General features: G+C 46.9%; 20 protein-coding genes. 11 read left to right on the forward strand and 9 right to left on the reverse strand.

All coding sequences use genetic code 11. From position 1 onward, the window contains the following. Nucleotides 1-40 precede the first annotated feature (40 nt). Genes ICU98_RS08510 through gatC form a run of 5 tightly spaced genes read right to left on the reverse strand, consistent with a single transcriptional unit; the run spans nucleotide 41 to nucleotide 4,988 of the window. Nucleotides 41-1,033, reverse strand: coding sequence for a tyrosine recombinase XerC (locus tag ICU98_RS08510; RefSeq protein WP_215352117.1), 993 nt, complete (start codon nucleotides 1,031-1,033; stop codon nucleotides 41-43). After that, entirely contained in the window at nucleotides 1,014-1,688 is a 675-nt protein-coding gene (locus tag ICU98_RS08515) for a DUF484 family protein (protein ID WP_215352119.1), read from the reverse strand. Before ICU98_RS08515 ends, ICU98_RS08510 begins: the two co-directional genes overlap by 20 nt. A 23-nt stretch (nucleotides 1,689-1,711) precedes the next feature. Continuing rightward, a complete protein-coding gene (gatB, locus tag ICU98_RS08520; protein ID WP_215337011.1) occupies nucleotides 1,712-3,181 on the reverse strand; it encodes an Asp-tRNA(Asn)/Glu-tRNA(Gln) amidotransferase subunit GatB in 1,470 nt (489 codons plus the stop codon). Continuing rightward, nucleotides 3,181-4,698 (reverse strand): Asp-tRNA(Asn)/Glu-tRNA(Gln) amidotransferase subunit GatA, encoded by a 1,518-nt coding sequence (gene gatA / locus ICU98_RS08525; RefSeq protein WP_215352121.1) that lies wholly within the window; start codon nucleotides 4,696-4,698, stop codon nucleotides 3,181-3,183. The genes gatB and gatA overlap by 1 nt, the downstream gene beginning before the upstream one ends. Beyond that, the gene (gene gatC / locus ICU98_RS08530) at nucleotides 4,695-4,988 is read right to left on the reverse strand and encodes an Asp-tRNA(Asn)/Glu-tRNA(Gln) amidotransferase subunit GatC (RefSeq protein WP_215352122.1); all 294 of its coding nucleotides are present in this window, start codon (nucleotides 4,986-4,988) and stop codon (nucleotides 4,695-4,697) included. Before gatC ends, gatA begins: the two co-directional genes overlap by 4 nt. 59 nt (nucleotides 4,989-5,047) lie before the next feature. Here gatC and ICU98_RS08535 point away from each other — a divergent pair, with 59 nt between their 5' ends. From ICU98_RS08535 to rodA, 5 genes are read left to right on the forward strand one after another with little or no spacing between them, the layout of a single operon-like run. Further along, nucleotides 5,048-6,091 (forward strand): rod shape-determining protein, encoded by a 1,044-nt coding sequence (locus ICU98_RS08535; RefSeq protein ID WP_215336541.1) that lies wholly within the window; start codon nucleotides 5,048-5,050, stop codon nucleotides 6,089-6,091. Nucleotides 6,092-6,115: 24 nt separating this feature from the next. Next, a complete protein-coding gene (mreC, locus tag ICU98_RS08540; RefSeq protein ID WP_215336543.1) occupies nucleotides 6,116-7,054 on the forward strand; it encodes a rod shape-determining protein MreC in 939 nt (312 codons plus the stop codon). Continuing rightward, complete coding sequence (mreD, locus tag ICU98_RS08545; protein WP_215352123.1) at nucleotides 7,051-7,575, forward strand: rod shape-determining protein MreD; 525 nt, start codon at nucleotides 7,051-7,053, stop codon at nucleotides 7,573-7,575. Before mreC ends, mreD begins: the two co-directional genes overlap by 4 nt. An 8-nt stretch (nucleotides 7,576-7,583) precedes the next feature. Continuing rightward, nucleotides 7,584-9,491 carry a penicillin-binding protein 2 gene (mrdA, locus tag ICU98_RS08550; RefSeq protein ID WP_215352124.1) on the forward strand — a complete coding sequence of 636 codons (1,908 nt, stop codon included), beginning with the start codon at nucleotides 7,584-7,586 and terminating at the stop codon, nucleotides 9,489-9,491. After that, complete coding sequence (gene rodA, locus ICU98_RS08555) at nucleotides 9,473-10,624, forward strand: rod shape-determining protein RodA (protein ID WP_215352125.1); 1,152 nt, start codon at nucleotides 9,473-9,475, stop codon at nucleotides 10,622-10,624. Before mrdA ends, rodA begins: the two co-directional genes overlap by 19 nt. A 66-nt stretch (nucleotides 10,625-10,690) precedes the next feature. Here the strand turns inward: rodA and ICU98_RS08560 are convergent, their stop codons facing one another. Then, a complete protein-coding gene (locus tag ICU98_RS08560; protein WP_161951824.1) occupies nucleotides 10,691-10,975 on the reverse strand; it encodes an HU family DNA-binding protein in 285 nt (94 codons plus the stop codon). 96 nt (nucleotides 10,976-11,071) lie between these two features. Further along, on the reverse strand, nucleotides 11,072-11,437 hold the full coding sequence (locus ICU98_RS08565; protein WP_215352126.1) for a hypothetical protein: 366 nt from the start codon (nucleotides 11,435-11,437) through the stop codon (nucleotides 11,072-11,074). 121 nt (nucleotides 11,438-11,558) lie between these two features. Between ICU98_RS08565 and ICU98_RS08570 the strand changes: the two genes are divergently transcribed. Then, the gene (locus ICU98_RS08570; protein WP_215352127.1) at nucleotides 11,559-12,461 is read left to right on the forward strand and encodes an aspartyl/asparaginyl beta-hydroxylase domain-containing protein; all 903 of its coding nucleotides are present in this window, start codon (nucleotides 11,559-11,561) and stop codon (nucleotides 12,459-12,461) included. 14 nt (nucleotides 12,462-12,475) lie between these two features. Here the strand turns inward: ICU98_RS08570 and ICU98_RS08575 are convergent, their stop codons facing one another. Next, on the reverse strand, nucleotides 12,476-12,775 hold the full coding sequence (locus ICU98_RS08575) for a DUF167 domain-containing protein (protein WP_215352129.1): 300 nt from the start codon (nucleotides 12,773-12,775) through the stop codon (nucleotides 12,476-12,478). A 22-nt stretch (nucleotides 12,776-12,797) separates the two neighbouring features. Between ICU98_RS08575 and can the strand changes: the two genes are divergently transcribed. Genes can through ICU98_RS08595 form a run of 4 tightly spaced genes read left to right on the forward strand, consistent with a single transcriptional unit; the run spans nucleotide 12,798 to nucleotide 16,589 of the window. Next, complete coding sequence (gene can / locus ICU98_RS08580; protein WP_215336556.1) at nucleotides 12,798-13,469, forward strand: carbonate dehydratase; 672 nt, start codon at nucleotides 12,798-12,800, stop codon at nucleotides 13,467-13,469. Further along, nucleotides 13,470-14,357: a lipid A biosynthesis acyltransferase gene (locus tag ICU98_RS08585; RefSeq protein WP_215352130.1), complete on the forward strand. Its 888-nt coding sequence runs from the start codon at nucleotides 13,470-13,472 to the stop codon at nucleotides 14,355-14,357. A 57-nt stretch (nucleotides 14,358-14,414) separates the two neighbouring features. Beyond that, nucleotides 14,415-15,167 (forward strand): metallophosphoesterase, encoded by a 753-nt coding sequence (locus ICU98_RS08590; protein ID WP_215352131.1) that lies wholly within the window; start codon nucleotides 14,415-14,417, stop codon nucleotides 15,165-15,167. A gap of 3 nt (nucleotides 15,168-15,170) precedes the next feature. Beyond that, nucleotides 15,171-16,589, forward strand: coding sequence for a bifunctional serine/threonine-protein kinase/universal stress protein (locus ICU98_RS08595; protein ID WP_215352132.1), 1,419 nt, complete (start codon nucleotides 15,171-15,173; stop codon nucleotides 16,587-16,589). A gap of 31 nt (nucleotides 16,590-16,620) precedes the next feature. On the opposite strand, the gene ICU98_RS08600 is transcribed toward ICU98_RS08595, so the two are convergent. After that, nucleotides 16,621-17,949, reverse strand: a complete 1,329-nt coding sequence (locus ICU98_RS08600; RefSeq protein ID WP_215352133.1) for a dicarboxylate/amino acid:cation symporter — start codon at nucleotides 17,947-17,949, stop codon at nucleotides 16,621-16,623. Between the two features lie 110 nt (nucleotides 17,950-18,059). Here ICU98_RS08600 and ICU98_RS08605 point away from each other — a divergent pair, with 110 nt between their 5' ends. Further along, nucleotides 18,060-18,803: a pseudouridine synthase gene (locus tag ICU98_RS08605; RefSeq protein ID WP_215352134.1), complete on the forward strand. Its 744-nt coding sequence runs from the start codon at nucleotides 18,060-18,062 to the stop codon at nucleotides 18,801-18,803. Nucleotides 18,804-18,822 lie beyond the last annotated feature (19 nt).

Raw genomic sequence — 18,822 nt, forward strand, 5'->3', positions numbered from 1 at the left:
AGATTTCCCACAAAGGGAAACTCATATATTACCGAGTTGCTTAGCCTTTGCCTACTTTTGCACGTGGGTGGGCTTTGTCATAGGCCTGAGCTAAATGCTGGAAATCCAAAGAGGTATAAATTTGGGTACTGGCGATACTGGCATGACCCAACATCTCCTGCACCGCCCTTAAATCTTGGGATGATTGCAAAACGTGACTAGCGAAGCTGTGCCGCATCATATGAGGATGCACATGGGTTGGAAGCCCCGCCCTCATCGCTAGGCTTTTCAGGCGTGATTGAACTGTTCTGGGTGATAGGCGAGCCCCATTAGCTGAGATAAACAAGGCGATTGATTGAGTGGCATGAGGTGATGCATCACGCAGATCTCTCCAGGCCTTCAAGGAGCTCATGGCAGGGACGCCCACCGGGACAGAGCGTCGCTTACCGCCCTTTCCTAATACTGTCACCTCAGCAGCATCCCAGTCCAGCCAGCCGGCTGACTCTTGTTGGCGATCCTTGCTCTGCAATACATCAATCCCCAACAACTCTGAAAGACGCAATCCTGATGAATACAGAAGATCGATTAGCGCTGCATCCCGAACGGTTTCTAAATCGTTTTTCTCTTGAGCTTCGCGCACCGCCTGATTAACCAAAGCCAAAGCCTGCTCAACGGAGAGCGCTTTGGGCAATGACTTCAATCGCTTCGGGGCTTTAACATCGTCTACAGGATTGACAAGCAAGCTGTGCTTTGCTGAACGCGCATCCTTCTCGGTAATCCAGTCGAACCATCCTCGCCATGCAGAAAGCCCCCGGGCAATAGTTCTGGATGATTTGCCTTTGGCATGTAACCTACCCGCCCAGCGTCGAATATGCGCATTACTGACTTTCAGCAATTCAACAGCATCCTCAGCAGCAAAATTTTGCAGAGTAGAAAGATCTTGGCCATACGCCTTTAGCGTATGTGGTGAAAGTTGACGTAATACATGTAGCTCATGCAAATACTCTTGCATCAGCGGATGAAGCGGCTGAGTTTCAGCTGCTGCTGTCTTCATATGCTTTAACACGATCTAAAGCTGCAGCAGTGAGCTCTGCGATCTGCTTTAAATAGAAGGCGCCCATATCCGCTGTAAAACGAGTCTCATCTTTGCTAGCCAACAGCAGCACTGCTGGAGAGTGGGGGGTTGATGCGCCCTTCGCAATTGGTAGGCCAATGGCAACCATACTTTGCCATGCTGGATCAATTGCTGTTTGCGTTGCCAACAAATCTACGCTTGCCGCTGCCAATTCTTTTGCAGACCCGCACAAGGGAGTGTCGATCCAAGGACCGAATGCAGAATGGGGTGAGAGCAGTTGCGCACTATCGACCTCAAACACTGCTGCCAACCCCAGCGTTACCGCACTCTCGACCTCAGCCTTGGTATTAGCGCGCATCAATTGCAACAGCCAAGCAACGAGTGCCTGCTGGGTTTTGTCATTACGGCTGCCAAAATGGAGCATCTCACTTAAGCGACGATTCAATTCTTGGTTTTGGGTGCGCAGCAAAGTCATCTGCCGCTCTTGTAAAGAAATCGCGCGATCTTCGTGCGGATGCTTGAGACGAATCTCATTTAACAGATTGGCATAGCGCTCAAAGAAACCAGGGGTTGCTCGTAACCACTCTGCTACTAATTCTTCTTGCTCGGCTTGTTTGCTATCAATTACGCTCATCAATCTATCTCTCTATTTTTTCTTTAGCTTAACTTCTTACGTAACAGCTCATTGACTTGACCTGGGTTCGCTTTACCTTGGGAGGCTTTCATGATTTGTCCGACCAAAGCATTAAATGCTTTCTCTTTTCCAGAGCGGAACTCTTCAACTGATTTTTGATTGGCTGCCAATACTGTATCAATGATGAGCTCTAAGGCACCGCTATCGCTAATTTGTTTTAAGCCTTTCGCTTCAATGATTTGATCAACTGAGCTAACCGGTTTTCCAGAAAGTGCTTCCTCCCAAAGGATCGCAAATATATCTTTAGCAATCTTGTTAGAGATGGTGCCATCAGCAACCCGTTGTAATAAGGGAGCAAGGTGAGTCGCCTGCAGCGGTGAAGCGGCAGCAGAGATGCCAGCACGATTGAGTGAAGAAGCAAATTCACCGGCAATTAAATTGGCGGCGGCCTTAGCTAATGGCTTGCCAACAATTGCCAGCAAGGCTTCAAATAATTTAGCCGTATCGCGATCTTGTGTCAGCAGTTGGGCGTCATAGGGACTCAAACCAAACTCACCTTGCCATTGCTGGCGTAGCTGAGCAGGCAATGCTGGCATCGTTTCACGGACTGCTGCAATCCAAGCATCATCAATGATGACTGGCAATAAATCGGGGTCAGGAAAGTAGCGATAATCATTGGCATCTTCTTTGCTGCGCATGCTGCGAGTCTCACCGCGATCAGGATCATAGAGACGAGTCTCTTGCACCACCGTACCGCCATCTTCAATCAACTCGATTTGACGCCGAATCTCATACTGAATAGCTTCTTCTAAAAAACGGAAGGAGTTGAGATTTTTAATCTCACAGCGTGTACCAAATTCTTTTTGTCCCACTGGTCGAACTGAAACGTTGGCGTCACAACGGAAAGAGCCTTCTTGCATATTGCCGTCACATACTCCTAGCCACACCACCAAACCATGCAAAGTTTTGGCATACGCAACCGCTTCTGCAGCACTGCGCATCACTGGCTCAGTGACGATTTCCAATAAAGGAGTACCAGCACGATTCAGATCGATGCCGCTAGAAGCTTCGCCGTGGGGGCCAATAAAGCCCTCCTCATGCACAGACTTGCCTGCGTCTTCTTCAAGATGAGCGCGGGTCAATTCAATTACTTTGACTTCATCGCCAACTAAGATTTCTAAGCTGCCGCCCAAGACTACGGGAATTTCATACTGACTAATTTGGTAGCCTTTGGGTAAGTCAGGATAGAAATAATTCTTGCGGGCAAAAATACTAGCCGGCGCAATCTTGGCTCCAATTGATAAGCCAAATCGAATGGCATGCTCGACAGCAGCGCGGTTCAGTACCGGCAAGACACCAGGCAAGGCAAGATCAACTGGACAGGCTTGTGTGTTTGGTCCAGCACCAAAGCGTGTGCTTGCGCCGCTAAAAATTTTGGATTGGGTTTGTAACTGTGTGTGGGTCTCTAACCCGATAACGACTTCCCATTGCATCATGCCACCTCGCTTGCTTGACGCAAATGCCAGTCGCTGGCTTGCTGGTAGTGGTGGGCAACTTGCAATAAGCGAGCTTCAGAAAAATAATTACCAATCAACTGCATGCCAATTGGTAAATTCTGTGAATTAAATCCGCAAGGAGCGCTCATTGCTGGGAGTCCCGCTAGATTTGCCGACAAGGTATATATATCTTCTAAATACATCTGCAAGGGGTCTTTTGACTTTGCGCCTAGACGCCAAGCAACATCCGGCGCAACTGGACCCAGAATCACATCGCAACTCTGAAATGCGGTTTGAAAATCAGCAGCAATAATCCGCCGAATTTTTTGAGCCTGTAAATAATAAGCATCGTAATAACCATGAGACAGCACATAGGCACCAATCAAAATACGGCGCTTAACCTCAGCACCAAAACCTTCAGTGCGAGATTTTTTATACATGTCATTGAGATCGCGATACTCACTGGCGCGATAGCCATAACGCACACCATCAAAGCGGCTTAGGTTGCTTGAAGCTTCTGCTGGCGCCAAAACGTAATAGACCGGGATAGACAACTTGGTCTTTGGCAGGCTGACTTCTATTATCTGGGCACCCAAGCTTTCTAATAATTTTGCTGCCGCCTGGACAGACTTGGCGACCTCTTCGGATAGCCCTTCTGCAAAAAATTCTGCTGGCATGCCAATCCGCAAACCTTCTAAGGGTTTTGCAGGGTTTGCATTTCCTGTGCGCCAATCCTGCTGGAGATAACGGCTGTAATCCTCGCCAGAATCTGCCAAAGAAGTCGAGTCGCGCGGATCGTGAGACGACATCGCTGAAAGCAATAATGCGCAGTCTTCGGCACTTTTTCCCATTGGTCCAGCTTGATCGAGGGAAGAGGCGTAAGCAATCATCCCGTAACGGGATACACGCCCATAACTTGGTTTAATGCCAGTCAATCCACAAAAAGCTGCAGGCTGACGAATGGATCCACCAGTATCGGTACCGGTCGCAATCGGCGCCAGACCAGCGGCTACAGCTGCAGCTGAACCGCCTGATGAGCCTCCCGCCACATATTCTATATTCCAGGGGTTCAAAACTGGGCCGTAAGCGGAGTTTTCATTGGATGAGCCCATGGCGAACTCATCCATATTGGTCTTGCCCAGGCAAACCATTCCAGCCCCATGACCATTGGCCTGGTCTGGAATGCCCAGATTAGCAACCACAGTGGCATCAAACGGACTTTGATAGTTTTCCAGCATTTTTGAGGCTGCAGTGGACTTCCAGCCCCTCGTTACAAAGACATCTTTGTGGGCAATAGGAATACCCGTTAATTTACTGGCCTTGCCTGCGGCCCTTAAGGAGTCAGCCTGGGCAGCTTGCGCAAGGCTAAGCTCGGGATTCACGTCTAGATAAGCGTTGAATGCCTTACCCGCTGAAATGCGATCTAAAAAGTACTGCGTTAGCTCGGTACTAGAAACCTCTTTGGCTTCTAGAGCCTTTGCCATCAGGGTGATCGGGGTTTTATGCCAACTCATTCAATCACCTTGGGAACTAAGAAATAGCCGTCTTGTTGCGCTGGCGCAGAAAGCATATTTTCCGCACGATGGTCAGATTCGGTGACCTGATCCACCCTCAAAGCCTGGGCTAACTCGCGCAAAAAGAGGATAGGGTGCGCCAAAGGCTCTAGCCCCGCAGTATCTACGGCCTGCATCTCCTCCACTAGAGAAAAAACAGCTTGTAGCTGGGGCAAAATTCCCTCAGCTTCTGTAGGATTTAATTCCAGTCTAGATAAGTGCGCAATGCGCTGAACATCGTCAAGTTTCATGAGGCGCTAGAGTATCATTCCTATATATTTATTAACACTTCTTATTTTCCCACTACATCATGTTTGGTTTTTTCCGTAACTACTTTGCCAATGACCTAGCCATCGACCTGGGTACCGCCAACACCTTAATTTATATGCGTGAGCGGGGTATTGTGCTGGATGAGCCCTCCGTTGTGGCAATCCGCCAAGAGGGTGGCCCAAATGGCAAAAAGACCATTTTGGCAGTAGGAAAAGAGGCTAAGGCCATGCTGGGCCGCGTTCCCGGCAATATTGAGGCCATTCGCCCAATGAAAGATGGCGTGATCGCCGATTTCACAATCACAGAGCAAATGCTCAAGCAATTTATCAAAATGGTTCATGAGAGCAAGCTTCTCAAGCCTAGTCCTCGCATCATTATTTGCGTTCCTTGTGGATCTACTCAAGTTGAGCGTCGTGCTATTCGCGAATCGGCTCTCGGCGCCGGTGCCTCACAAGTCTTCTTAATTGAAGAACCTATGGCTGCAGCGATTGGTGCAGGCTTGCCAGTTTCGGAAGCAGCGGGTTCAATGGTGGTGGATATTGGTGGCGGCACCACTGAAGTTGGCGTGATGTCTTTGGGTGGCATGGTTTACAAAGGCTCGGTTCGTGTTGGTGGTGACAAGTTTGATGAAGCCATTACCAACTACATTCGCCGCAACTACGGCATGTTGATCGGCGAGCAAACTGCTGAGCTGATTAAAAAGACGGTTGGCTCTGCATTCCCTGGCACTGAAGTGCGTGAGATGGAAGTCAAGGGTCGCAATCTTTCAGAAGGTATTCCTCGCAGCTTTACTGTTACCAGCAATGAAATCCTGGAAGCATTGACCGATCCACTCAATCAAATTGTGACCGCAGTTAAAGCAGCGCTCGAGCAAACTCCTCCTGAGTTGGCATCGGACATTGCCGAACGCGGCATGATGTTGACAGGTGGTGGTGCACTATTGCGTGACCTTGATCGCCTGTTGCTTGAAGAGACAGGGCTGCCCATTCATGTTGCGGAAGATCCTTTGACCTGCGTAGCGCGTGGCTCTGGTATTGCTCTAGAGCGCATGGACAAGCTAGGCGGAGTATTCTCGCAAGAGTAAACACTTCTCACATCGATCAGGGCATTGCAATATAGCGCTCCACCTCTTTTTAGACAAGGCATTCCGGCCTTAGTCAAATTGATCGTCTGTCTTTCAATCAGCATTGCACTGATGCTGATTGACTATCGATTCAAGACGCTGGATCCGATTCGCAATAATGTGAATTGGGTTTTGCGTCCCCTTGAATACATCATGCTCACGCCCCGCAATGTGTATCAAGCCAGCACCGATTACTTCACTACGCGCGGTACGCTAGAGCAAGAAAATCAAGTTTTCAAAGCACGTCAAGCTGAGCTTGCGTTGCTGGCAAATCAATCTGAGTTTTTATTGATTGAGAATCAAAATCTTCGCCAGCTCATGGATTTACAAAAGCAGCTTGCGTTCAAAACACTCCCCGTAGAAATTCTCTTTAATCCACCCAATCCGATTTCTCAACGCGTAGTAATTAATCGTGGAAGTGACGATGGATTGAAGCTCGGCAATCCAATTGCAAATGATGCCGGCATACTGGGTCAAGTAGTGCGCTTATATGATCACTCAGCTGAAGTTTCGCTCCTAGAGGACCGCGACTTTGCGGTGCCAGTCCAAGTGGCTCGCAATGGCTTACGCGCTGCTGTTTTTGGTGCTGGTCGCGGCAATCCACTAGAACTTCGTTACCTCCCTGTTGCCAGTGATTTGGAGGTGGGTGACATCTTAATCACTTCGGGCATTGACGGCGTCTACCCTCCGGGGTTTGCCGTTGCTGTCATTAGCCGTATCGAGCGCAATACCGAGAAGAACTCATCGAATGTATTTTGTGTGCCCATAGCTGCTGTTAATCGCTACCGTCAGGCACTAGCCTTCCTTTACGACCCTCAGTGGGATGCTAAGGCGCCTAATCTCAATAGTAAGTTTGGTGGAAATGCAGCAACGACGAACACCGCACCAGGGCGTCGCCAAACCCGCTCCAGGGGGATGCCATGATCGATCTTGAAAGCGGATACATTCTGCGGCCGGTTAATCCGGTATTTATTTACTTTAGCTTGTTTTGTGCCCTGTTACTCAACCTACTTCCGATTGGCAATTATGGATGGGTGCCTGACTGGCTAATCGTTTGTATTATTTTCTGGAATATCCATCAACACCGTTATATCGGTGTGACCTGGGCATTTATTTTCGGCCTTCTCATGGATGTCCACAACTCGGATTTGCTAGGCTTACATGCCTTTAGTTATGCACTAGTCGCTTATATCGCAATTGCTTGGCAAAAGCGGATCGTAGCCCTGAGTGTGGCATCTCAAGCGCTCCATCTCTTGCCGATCTTTTTACTAGTAGCGTTATTTCCTTTGATCATGCATTGGATCTTGAGCGGAGAAATCATTTGGTGGGCACTTACTGGTGCAATTCAAGCCTTTATTGAGGCCCTGCTGTGGCCGCTCGCAACACGTATTCTGCTCGCACCTCAGCGCAGACCGATAGACATAGATCACACTCGGCCACTTTAAGAAGCTGCATGGTTTCTTTCAAAAAACCCAATCTCGATTCATTTCAAAAGCGCATTCACATTGCGACTTTGTTCGTTACAGTTTGTTTTGCGTTGCTGGGTGTTCGACTAGTTTGGCTGCAGCTGATTCAACACGGTAGATACTCGCTGCTTGCTGAAAATAATCGCATTGCATTGGTACCCGCTCCAGCTAATCGCGGTCTTCTGATTGATCGTTCAGGAATTGTGATTGGCCGAAACTACTCTGCACTAACACTCGAGGTTAATGCCGAAGAAGTTAAAGGCAATATTGATGAGTTGATTAATCAGCTATCGGAAGTCATACAAATTTCTCCGCGCGATCGTCGCAACTTTAAGCGCTCGCTGGAAGACTCGCGCAATATGGGCACCTTTCCCTTGCGATCGATGCTTAATGAAACTGAAACAGCTCGCTTTATGGCAAACCGCTATCGCTTTCCTGGAGTAGATATTCGGGCTCGCAGTTTTCGTGAGTACCCCTACAACGAATTAGCCTCACATTTAATTGGATACATTGGGCGCGTCTCGCAAAAAGATAAGGAGCGGATGCAAGCAGAGATCGGTGATGCAAAAGCAGATGATCCCGATGCACTACAGACTTCTTTCTTGCCCGGCATTCAATATGTTGGGAAGATTGGCTTAGAACAAAAATATGAAAGCGTTTTGCGCGGGGTTCCCGGTTACGATCAAGTGGAAATTACCGCCGGTGGTAGGCCAGTAAGAACCTTATCAAGCTCGCCCTCTATCCCGGGCAAAAATATTGTCCTATCCGTGGATATCAAGTTGCAATACTTGGTTGAACAGCTGTATGGAAATTTTCGTGGTGCATTTGTAGCGATTGAACCCCAAACTGGGGATATCTTAGCCTTTGTTTCAAAGCCCAACTTCAACCCAAATGACTTTGTTGAAGGTATTGATGCAGTCACTTGGAAAGAGCTCAATGACTCTCCATCCAAACCCCTCTATAACCGCCCCTTAAAAGGAATTTATCCGCCCGGATCGACTTACAAGCCTTTCATGGCGTTGGCGGCACTAGAGAATAAAAAACGCACACCTTCTCAAACTATTTTTGATCCAGGCTATTTTGATTTTGGTAACCATACCTTTCGCGATGACAAAAAGGGTGGTCACGGTACGGTAGACATGCAAAAGTCGATTGTTGAATCTTGTGACACCTACTACTACATGCTTGCACGCGATATGGGTGTAGATATGATTGCGACGTTTATGAAACCGTTTGGCTTTGGCCAAATCACTGGAATCGATTTAGAGGGTGAAGCGAAAGGTGTTTTACCGTCTACGGATTGGAAAAAAAATACCTTCAAAAAACCTGAGCAACAAAAATGGTACGAAGGTGAAACGATTTCCTTAGGCATTGGTCAGGGATACAACGCCTTCACGATTCTGCAATTAGCCCATGCGATGGCCAATATGGCTAATAATGGGGTGGTTATGAAACCTCACCTTGTAAAGGCGATTGAAGATCCCTTTACTCGTCGTCGCGAGCTCACAACGCCAAAGGAGAGCTACCGCATTGATCTCAATCCAGAAAATATTGCAGTGATTAAAAATGCCATGATTGAAGTAAATCGCTCAGGCACCTCTGCAGCAGCCTTTCAGGGGGCAGACTATGTAGCTGGCGGCAAAACGGGTACAGCACAGGTATTTAGCTTAAATTCGAAAGAATATAAACATGGCGCTACCGCTGAATTCTTGAGAGATCATGCTTTGTTTATTGCTTTTGCCCCAGCTGATAAGCCCACTATCGTGATTGCAATGGTGGTAGAAAATGCCGGCTTTGGCGCACAATATGCCGCACCAATTGCACGTAAAGCACTGGATTACTACATAGATGGCAAATGGCCTAAAGAGATTCCCGAATGGAAAAGAGCCCCTTAAAAAAAATTCGGTCCCTCTTATTAAGATTTTCTTCAGGGCTAGATCAACGTCTAGGTTTGATATTGCTTTGTCTGGCAATCATGGGTTTTTGTACATTCCTCTCAGCCAGCCAAGGAACGCCTGTCAGCATTGAAGATGAATTGCGAAATCTTGCACTGTCATTTGTAGTGATGTGGATCGTTTCACGCATTCCACCAAAATGGCTAGAACTAGCAGCAGTTTGGATATATGGCCTAGGAGTTGCGCTCCTAGTCGCAGTAGCCGCCTTTGGCTTAATTAAAAAGGGTGCAAGGCGCTGGCTCAATATTGGCGTAGTCATTCAGCCCTCAGAAATTATGAAAATTGCAATGCCACTGATGCTCGCTTGGTACTTTCAAAAAAGAGAGGGTATTCAAAAGGGTTGGGATTATGGGATTGCCGGAGCGATCTTAGCGATCCCTGTTTTTTTGATTGCCCGTCAACCCGACTTAGGCACTGCGCTCTTAGTTTTTGCTGCTGGAATGTATGTGATTATTTTGGCAGGACTCCCTTGGAAATGGATTCTGCCATTTATAGGTGTAGGCTTTTTTGGAATCGTCTTGATCGTTATTTTCGGCAATACGATTTGCGCTCCAGATATTACATGGCCATTTGTACATGACTATCAAAAACATCGCATTTGTACTTTGCTTGATCCTAGCAGCGACCCCTTGGGCAAAGGATTTCATACGATTCAATCGATGATTGCGATTGGCTCCGGAGGACTCCTTGGCAAAGGTTGGTTTCAGGGCACCCAGGCTCATCTGGAATTTATTCCCGAGAAACATACTGACTTTGTATTTGCCGTCTTCTCTGAAGAATTTGGTTTAGTCGGTAACTTAATCCTGTTGGCTCTTTTCTTCGCCCTCATTAAAAGAGGGTTGGCAATTTCTGCGGGGGCGCCCAATCTATTTACGAGATTACTTGGGGCCTCAGTAACAATGATTTTCTTTACCTATGCCTTTGTCAACATTGGCATGGTCAGCGGTTTATTGCCAGTAGTTGGTGTACCACTTCCCTTTATTAGCTATGGCGGTACAGCCTTAGTGACGCTTGGATTTGGGGCAGGCATCCTGATGAGCATTCATCGACATCGCCGCTTAGTCCAGAGCTAAGCCCTAACAGGGTCAGTAGATAATAAAAAAGCCCGGAGAACCGGGCTTTTTTCACATAAGTGCAAATTACTTCTTACGCTTATTTACAGAATCTTTAAATGCTTTGCCAGCAGAGAACTTAACAGTCTTAGCAGCAGCAATTTTGAGTGGCTCACCAGTTTTTGGATTACGTCCCATACGTGCAGCACGTTTGCCAGATGAGAAAGTACCGAAACCAATCAACTGAACTGAATCAGCCTTAGTAACAGCTTTAATGATGTGCTCAATAGCGGAATTTAATGCAAATTCAGCCTTGGCTTTTGAGATCTCAGCATCGTCAGCAATCGCTGCGATTAGTTCTGCTTTATTCAAGTGAAGCTCCTTATTAATATTGATGTCGGCGCAGATTGCGCTCAGGTGATTTTAACCACAAAAAATTACAAAATTAAAGTGAAAGCGAAATAGTTTTTACTCTTGAACAGCTTCCACACCAGAAACAAAATATTCTGTTTCGCCAAAACAGCTGGTTGGCAAACCGATGTGTTGCTCATACTTCACAACCACTTTATTGCCAAGATTAGCATTCAATTTTTGGGCGACTGCATCATCGCGCACCGTAAAGAAGAATTTTTCAGCGATTGTTCCTGGCATCGATACCATTGCGAGCTCCCCCTCCCAGGTTTTGCAAATGAAGCCTTTTTTGGAGAATTTCTGGACATAACCGGCCCTCTCCCCAGTTGCGTAGGACCAATTGAGCATTGCCCAAGTGTAGGCAAAAAGGCCTACAAACCCAATTAAAACAAGGCTTAAGAGCCATTTCAGAAATCGATTCATTTGCCATTTCCTTTGCCAGTTCTAATAAACCCCAATTTGAGCATACTCAATGAAGAAATAGATGAATAGTTTAGATTAGGCAACTTAAAATGAATAAATCCATATAAATCAGCCCAATCTCATGCAAACACGTCACATCATCTTTTTAATTTTTGTGGTCTCTGCGCTCTACGTTTATTTTCGGGGCAAAGTCCGTTTTGGACTTGTCCGCTCTCTAATGGATTACCAGGTGCTACTGGCCCCAATCAATTGCATGCTCTATCTTTTTTCAAAGATTAAGCCCACAGCCTATATTCCAGTGGACCAGTTTCCAGACTTAGCGCCCCTCAAAGAGCATTGGGAAACCATTCGGCAAGAAGCACTTTCTTTAAATGCCGATGGGGCCATTGCTGCAGCAACTGGCTATAACGATCTTGGCTTCAACTCTTTTTTCCGAACGGGCTGGAAGCGCTTTCATCTCTGTTGGTATGGCAAAGAAATGCCTTCCGCTATTGCGGCGTGCCCAAAAACCCTGGCGTTACTGAAATCGATTCCCTCGATTAAGGCAGCGATGTTTGCTTCTCTCCCCCCGGGCGCTACTTTAGTGCGCCATCGCGACCCCTATGCAGGCTCCTTACGCTATCACTTGGGCTTAGTAACGCCCAATGACCCTAAGTGCTTTATTGACGTAGATGGTCAATCCTACTACTGGAAAGAGGGGGAGGCGGTCATGTTCGATGAAACCTTTATTCACTTTGCGGCCAATCAAACCGATCATCAGCGTATCGTCTTGTTCTGTGATGTTGAAAGGCCTTTATATACCCCGTTCATGCGCATCTTTAATCGCTTGTTTGGCAAGTACGTCATGAGTGCGGCATCCTCGCAGAATGTTGAGGGTGAAAAAGTTGGCTTTGTAAATGTCCTTTTCAAGTATTTCTACCATCTGAGAAGTTTGGCAAAGCAGCTTAAAGCCAAACATCGACCGGTTTATTACATCGGCAAATGGGTGTTAATTCTGGGTATTTTGTGGGCCCTATTTTGGTGAGTAAGTCCTAAACATTACTTGGGCATTAGGGCTTGGGTAATCTGCTCAGGGGTGATAGAGCCCCAAATTTCAATCCGCTTTTTTCGACTGTTCTGACCAGAAATAAACTGAATTTGCTTTTGAGGAATTTTTAATTGTTTGGACAGCCAAGCTAGCAGCATTTCATTGGCTTGGTTTTCAGCCGCTGGAGCTTGTAACGAGATTTTCAAGCAAGTATCAAAAAGCCCCACTACCTTCGTGAGCTTAGCTCCAGGCTGGCAATAAATACTAAGCACAATCCCAGTGGGGGTTTGTTTAATCCAAGTCGGCGTCATCAAAGTACTTTAAACTTGAATTATGCCAATCAAAAACTCTGAATCCCTAAACAGTCTTTTTGCCAATAATCGCGCCTGGGCCGAGGCGATGGTGAAAGAAGATCCTGAATTTTTTAAGCGCCTGGTCTCTCAGCAAGCCCCTGAGTATCTTTGGATTGGCTGTGCTGACAGCCGCGTTCCTGCCAATGAAATTGTTGATCTACTACCTGGCGAACTCTTTGTTCATCGCAATGTAGCCAATGTCGTTGTACACACCGACTTAAATTGCTTATCGGTGATTCAGTTTGCCATTGACTTGCTAAAAGTAAAACATATTCTCGTTGTTGGTCATTATGGCTGCGCCGGCGTCCACGCCGCATTGAGTGATCGCCGTGTTGGTCTAGCGGACAATTGGTTGCGTCATGTTAAAGACGTTCACCAAAAACACGAACGTTATTTAGGTGAAGTACTGCCTACGCCAAAACGCCAAGACCGTTTATGCGAGCTCAATGTCATTGAACAAGTGATCAATGTTTGCGAGACAACCATCGTCAAAGATGCATGGTTAAGGGGTCAAGACCTCACTGTTCATGGTTGGACGTACCGCCTAGAGACTGGCTTAGTAAATGATTTAGGAATGTCAATTAGCTCTCCAGAGGAAATGAAAGTGCGTTACGAAAAAACTCTGCTGCGTTATGAGAATGAGTCTAGCTAGTTGCTGAAAAATCTTTCAAATCAGCTTGCAGTTGGTTTTTTAAAGCTTCTTTCAATTCTCCCCTACAGGCTGCTCGTCAATCTTGGATATCTGCTCGGTAGCATTGCCGCCTTGCTACCAAGTGAGCGCAATCGTGTGGTGAAGACCAACTTGAGTTTGTGTTTCCCCGAGTTAAGCCCTAATGAAATAAATCAGTTAAGTCGAAAACATTGGCGCCTCCTCGGCCGCAGCCTAGTGGAGAAAAGTATCATTTGGCTCGGTAGCGCTAAACAAGTGAGCGACATGATTGAAGTGCAATCCGAAGTAAACCTTGCCAGTCGTAAACCGCGTATCTTGGTAAACATGCACTTCACCGGCATAGAGGGCAGCATTGTATTGAGTGCTCTTTCCAAAACCCATGATTGGCCCCGCACTTCCGGATTCTTTCAGAAAATGAAGAGCCCCTTCTTCAATCAAAAAATTATTGAATGGCGCAATCGCTTTGGTGGCAATTCGATTGACCGACAAGGCAACTCGATGGAATTGATTCGCGAGATTCGTAAAGGTAGTTTTATTATCATTGCCCCCGATATTGATTTGGGGATTAAAGACTCTACTTTTGTACCCTTCTTTAATATTCAAACCAATACGATTACCGCAGTGTCGCGCCTCGCCAAAATTACGGGGGCTGATGTCTGCACCATGATCACCACCCTCAAAGAAGATGGCTCCGGCTACATCTGCTCGATCAGTAAACCTCTAGAAAACTTCCCCAGCGATGATCCCGAGGCTGATACGGCTCGATTAAACCAAATCTTTGAAAAAGAAATTCGGCTCAGACCTGCGGAGTATTACTGGGTCCATAAGCGCTTTAAAAATCGCCCCAATCAAGAGGCCAGCCCTTATTAAGACGCAAGGCAGCAAGCAAGTCTTTAGTTGCCGCTACTTTTATCCTATCATTCAAGGATGAGCGAACGTATTGGGCTTTTTGCCGATCTCCATAGTAATTTAGAAGCCTTTGAAGCCTGCATGGCCAGAGCTAAAGAGCTGGGTGTCACACGCATGGCTTTTCTGGGCGATCTGGTTGGATATAACGCCGATCCCAGCGCTTTAATCGATAGAATTGCTGCACTGATAGATGCTAAGCAAGCGATCGCAGTCCGCGGCAATCATGATGAAGCCATCTTTAAAGACTACACACAGCAAATGAATATCAATGCTAACGCTGCGATTGAGTGGACCAAAACCCAACTCAATTCCGCTCAAGTGCAGTTTTTGAAAGACTTGCCATTGATCATTCATGAAGAACAAATTTGCTATACCCATGCCTCCGCACATCATCCTGAAGCCTGGAATTACGTCACCGACAGTATGAGTGCCTGGCAATGTGCACAAAGTTCTGGCAAGCCTTATACCTTTGTTGGCCATGCTCATGAGCAAGCACTCTTCTATCAAAGTGCCGTGGGTAAACTGATTCGTTTTGCACCGCATCCAGGCGATGATGTGCCGGTCATGAATCATCGCAAGTGGGTCAGCGTGGTTGGCTCTTTAGGGCAGCCTCGTGATGGCAATCCAGCAGCATGCTTTGCTGTATTTGAGCCTGACTCTCAGTCGCTCACCTTTCATCGCACGCCTTACGATCACTTCACAGCAGCAGAAAAAGTCAGGCGGGCAGGCCTCCCTGAAGAGCTTGCAAATCGTCTGCTGACAGGCAAATAAGCTATGCCACTTTCCTCAGATATCGAAGCGGTCGATGATATTTTTCAAGAGGGCAAGGTTGTTGATGGCTTCTTGTTGGGAAAAGAAGTTCATCGTGGCGGTATGGCCAGCCTCTTCTCGGCTACAAAAGCAGGCATTGATGTTCCAATTCTTCTGAAGATTCCTCGGGTTGGCAAAGATCAGCCGGTTGAAAGCTTAATTGGATTTGAGACTGAGCTTACTATTTTGCGCGCCCTCAACAGCCCCTACGTTCCTAAATATTTGGGGGCTGGCAGTATGGCGACCCAACCGTATATCGCCATGGAAAGAGTGAATGGTAGGCCCCTGGAAGACTTCATCAAAGAAGGAAAAAAATTTAGTATTGAAGAGGTGATTCAGATTGGCGCTGACCTAGCCCAAGCAGTTCAATCACTTCACTCGCAAGATGCAATTCATCTGGATATCAAGCCAGAAAATATTTTGCTTGATGAACATGGCAAGCTCACTCTGATTGATTTTGGCCTATCGCACCATGCCCGTTTTCCAGATCTACTTGCAGAAGAAATGCGAAAAGGTGTTGGGTCTGCGCCCTACGTCTCACCAGAGCAAATCGTGGGTATCCGTGAAGACTATCGCAGCGATATCTTTTCGATTGGCGTCATCATGTATGAACTGCTTACTGGAGAGCTGCCATTTGGCAACCCTCAAACCATGGGCGGACTTCGAAAACGTTTATGGGCTGAGCCATTTCCACCACGCGGGATTCGCAAAGAAATTCCACGCTGGCTTCAAGAAGTGATTCTTCGCTGTCTAGAACCTCGTGCAGCCAGTCGAATTCAAAGTGCCGCACGCTTGCGACAAATTTTGTTAGATCATGAGTCTCTTAAGCTCACTGAGCGCGCTGATCGAGTTGAGCCACCAAGCTTTTGGGAAAACCTCACTCGCTGGTTTCAGGCCGCTGGTTACGAGCCCTCACCAAGCCCCCTTCCTAGCGCTGGCAACCAAGATTCACCCCTCATGATTGCTGCGATTGATACACGCCAATCTGATGCAGCACTTCAACTGAAGATGCAAGTCGCCGCTAAAAATTTATTGCAAGCTTACTCAGAGGGTCGTTTAATTTGTGTGAGCACCATTGCAAGTACGCCAACCTATGAAGGGAATCAGGAAAGCGAAACAGCCAGCGGAATTGTGCGAGGGCACTTAGTCCAGCTGATGGAATGGGCTAAGCCACTGAAGCTTCCTCCAGAAAGAATTTCTTATCATGTATTGGAGGCGCTTGACCCTGCTAGCAGAATTGTGGAATTCGCCAAGGACAATGATGCATCATTAATCTTAATTGGTGCAACGCATAGACTGCCCAATAAAGTCACGCCCTGGAGAACCTCGATGACAAAGATAGTCGAAGAGGCTTCCTGCAGCGTTCATATTGTGCGTACTTAGCTTAGCTCCGCCAAGCTAAGTACCACACTCATTACTTCATCTTATCCTGCTGACGATCTAGAATAACTTCAGGCTCTTGCGCTTCAATCCAGCTATCGCGATTGAGCACTGCATTCAATCGCTTGTGATCGAGCTCACCAGTCCAATTGGCGACAACGATTGTTGCTACACCGTTACCAACTAAATTAGTTAAGGCACGGGCTTCGGACATGAAGCGATCAATACCCAAAATGATGGCTAGGCCTTCTACCGGCACATTACCTACGGCAGAGAGAGTTGCAGCCAAAACAATGAAGCCGCTGCCTGTAACGCCAGCAGCGCCCTTAGAGGTCAAAAGTAGGACCAACAGCAAGGTGATCTCTTGCACCAGAGTCATTTGTGTATTGGTAGCCTGCGCGATAAAGATGGCTGCCATCGTTAAATAAATCGAGGTACCGTCTAAATTAAAGGAATAGCCAGTAGGAATAACCAAGCCGACACAACTCTTCTTGGCGCCTAAGACTTCCATTTTTTCAATCATTCGTGGCAGGACTGACTCCGAAGAAGAGGTGCCTAAAACAATCAGTAACTCTTCTTTGATATAGCGCACGAACTTGAAAATGCTAAAGCCATTAAAGCGTGCGATCAGACCGAGCACAATGAAGACAAATAGTAGGCAAGTGATATAGAAACTACCCATGAGCTTGCCTAATGAGAACAAAGAGACAATCCCGTACTTACCAATTGTGAAAGCCATTGCACCAAAAGCGCCAACAGGGGCAAACTTCATGATGATGCCGATGATGTCGAAAAGAACGTGGGATAGCTTTTCTGTTAAGTCAAATACTAAAGTGCCGCGGCCGCCAAACTTATGTAACGCAAAACCAAACAAGATGGCGAAGAAAAGCACTTGCAAAATATCGCCCTTAGCAAATGCATCAATTGCAGTGCTAGGAATGATATTCATTAAGAAGTCGACAACGGTACCGATTTTTCCAGGGCCGGTATAGGCTGCGATGCCTTTGGTATCCAGCGAGGCAGGATCAATATTCATGCCAGAACCTGGTTGGAATACATTAACAACAACTAAGCCAATAATGAGGGCTAGAGAGCTCACAACTTCAAAGTAAAGAAGTGCTAAACCGCCAGTTTTGCCCACCTTCTTCATATCTTCCATGCCCGCAATACCCAGCACGACGGTACAGAAAATAATTGGGGCAATCAGCATCTTGATGCCCTTAATAAATGCATCTCCGAAGGGCTTCATAGCAACGGCCGCTTCAGGGTAAAAATGACCCATGAAAACACCGATTGCAACGGCTACGAGCACCTGAAAGTACAGAATTTTATAAATTGGGGGTTTTTTGAGAGTCGCGGTCAATTTAGTCTCGCTTTATATAAGAATAGGTTTTTTAAATATTACGTAATTTCGGAATTTTATAGCTTTATGGCGCTTTTGCCCATAAATCGCTACTGCTTGATAATGAGGGCATGGAAGATCAGGAAAAAATCCGTGTTTCAAAACTGCTCTCAGAGCTAGGCCTATGCTCTCGACGTGAGGCCGATGCCTACATTGAGCAAGGTCTAGTGACGGTAGATGGAGAAGTTGTCAATGAACTCGGGGTTCGAGCCTTTCGCCATCAAAAAATTGAGCTGCAATCCAGCGCCCAAAAACAACAGGCTTCTAGGGTAACCGTCATTTTGAATAAACCGGTGGGCTACATTTCTCACTTTGATGATGAACAAGAGTATCAACCAGCCGCATCGCTGATTACGCCGGAGAATTACTTTCCCAGCCCCTTGGATAAAGGCCGCAGCGCAAAATTCAATACCCGTGGTTTAGCCCCTGCCGGCCGGCTTGATATTGACTCTACTGGCATGCTAGTTCTGACTCAAGATGGACGAATTGCCAAGCTGTTGATTGGGGAAAACAGCCCTATAGAGAAAGAATATCTCGTCAGAGTAGAAGGCAAGCTCTCATTTGCCGATTTGGATCTTCTAAAACATGGACTCAGCCTAGACGGCGTTGTCCTCAAGCCAGCCCAAGTCAGTTGGCAAAACGAGGATCAATTGCGATTTGTTTTAAGAGAAGGCCGCAAGCGCCAGATCCGAAGAATGTGTGAGATGGTTGGGCTAAAAGTATTAGGTCTTAAGCGGGTGCGCATGGGGCGAATTTCTTTGGGCCCACTACCACCAGGACAGTGGCGTTTTTTACGGCCGGAAGAACAGTTCTAGCAAGGGGTGCCCGCTTATA

It is taken from the genome of Polynucleobacter sp. MWH-P3-07-1 (assembly GCF_018687555.1).
In the GTDB taxonomy this organism is placed as follows: Bacteria; Pseudomonadota; Gammaproteobacteria; order Burkholderiales; family Burkholderiaceae; genus Polynucleobacter.

Excerpts from the sequence above, each read along its gene's own strand:
- gatC (WP_215352122.1), bottom strand. The coding sequence starts at position 4,988 with ATGAAACTTGACGATGTTCAGCGCATTGCGCACTTATCTAGACTGGAA.
- mrdA (WP_215352124.1), top strand. The coding sequence starts at position 7,584 with ATGGTTTCTTTCAAAAAACCCAATCTCGATTCATTTCAAAAGCGCATT.
- gatB (WP_215337011.1), bottom strand. The coding sequence starts at position 3,181 with ATGCAATGGGAAGTCGTTATCGGGTTAGAGACCCACACACAGTTACAA.
- gatA (WP_215352121.1), bottom strand. The coding sequence starts at position 4,698 with ATGAGTTGGCATAAAACCCCGATCACCCTGATGGCAAAGGCTCTAGAA.
- ICU98_RS08535 (WP_215336541.1), top strand. The coding sequence starts at position 5,048 with ATGTTTGGTTTTTTCCGTAACTACTTTGCCAATGACCTAGCCATCGAC.
- ICU98_RS08595 (WP_215352132.1), top strand. The coding sequence starts at position 15,171 with ATGCCACTTTCCTCAGATATCGAAGCGGTCGATGATATTTTTCAAGAG.
- ICU98_RS08510 (WP_215352117.1), bottom strand. The coding sequence starts at position 1,033 with ATGAAGACAGCAGCAGCTGAAACTCAGCCGCTTCATCCGCTGATGCAA.
- ICU98_RS08605 (WP_215352134.1), top strand. The coding sequence starts at position 18,060 with ATGGAAGATCAGGAAAAAATCCGTGTTTCAAAACTGCTCTCAGAGCTA.
- ICU98_RS08575 (WP_215352129.1), bottom strand. The coding sequence starts at position 12,775 with ATGACGCCGACTTGGATTAAACAAACCCCCACTGGGATTGTGCTTAGT.
- can (WP_215336556.1), top strand. The coding sequence starts at position 12,798 with ATGCCAATCAAAAACTCTGAATCCCTAAACAGTCTTTTTGCCAATAAT.
- ICU98_RS08590 (WP_215352131.1), top strand. The coding sequence starts at position 14,415 with ATGAGCGAACGTATTGGGCTTTTTGCCGATCTCCATAGTAATTTAGAA.
- rodA (WP_215352125.1), top strand. The coding sequence starts at position 9,473 with ATGGAAAAGAGCCCCTTAAAAAAAATTCGGTCCCTCTTATTAAGATTT.
- mreD (WP_215352123.1), top strand. The coding sequence starts at position 7,051 with ATGATCGATCTTGAAAGCGGATACATTCTGCGGCCGGTTAATCCGGTA.
- ICU98_RS08515 (WP_215352119.1), bottom strand. The coding sequence starts at position 1,688 with ATGAGCGTAATTGATAGCAAACAAGCCGAGCAAGAAGAATTAGTAGCA.
- ICU98_RS08565 (WP_215352126.1), bottom strand. The coding sequence starts at position 11,437 with ATGAATCGATTTCTGAAATGGCTCTTAAGCCTTGTTTTAATTGGGTTT.
- ICU98_RS08570 (WP_215352127.1), top strand. The coding sequence starts at position 11,559 with ATGCAAACACGTCACATCATCTTTTTAATTTTTGTGGTCTCTGCGCTC.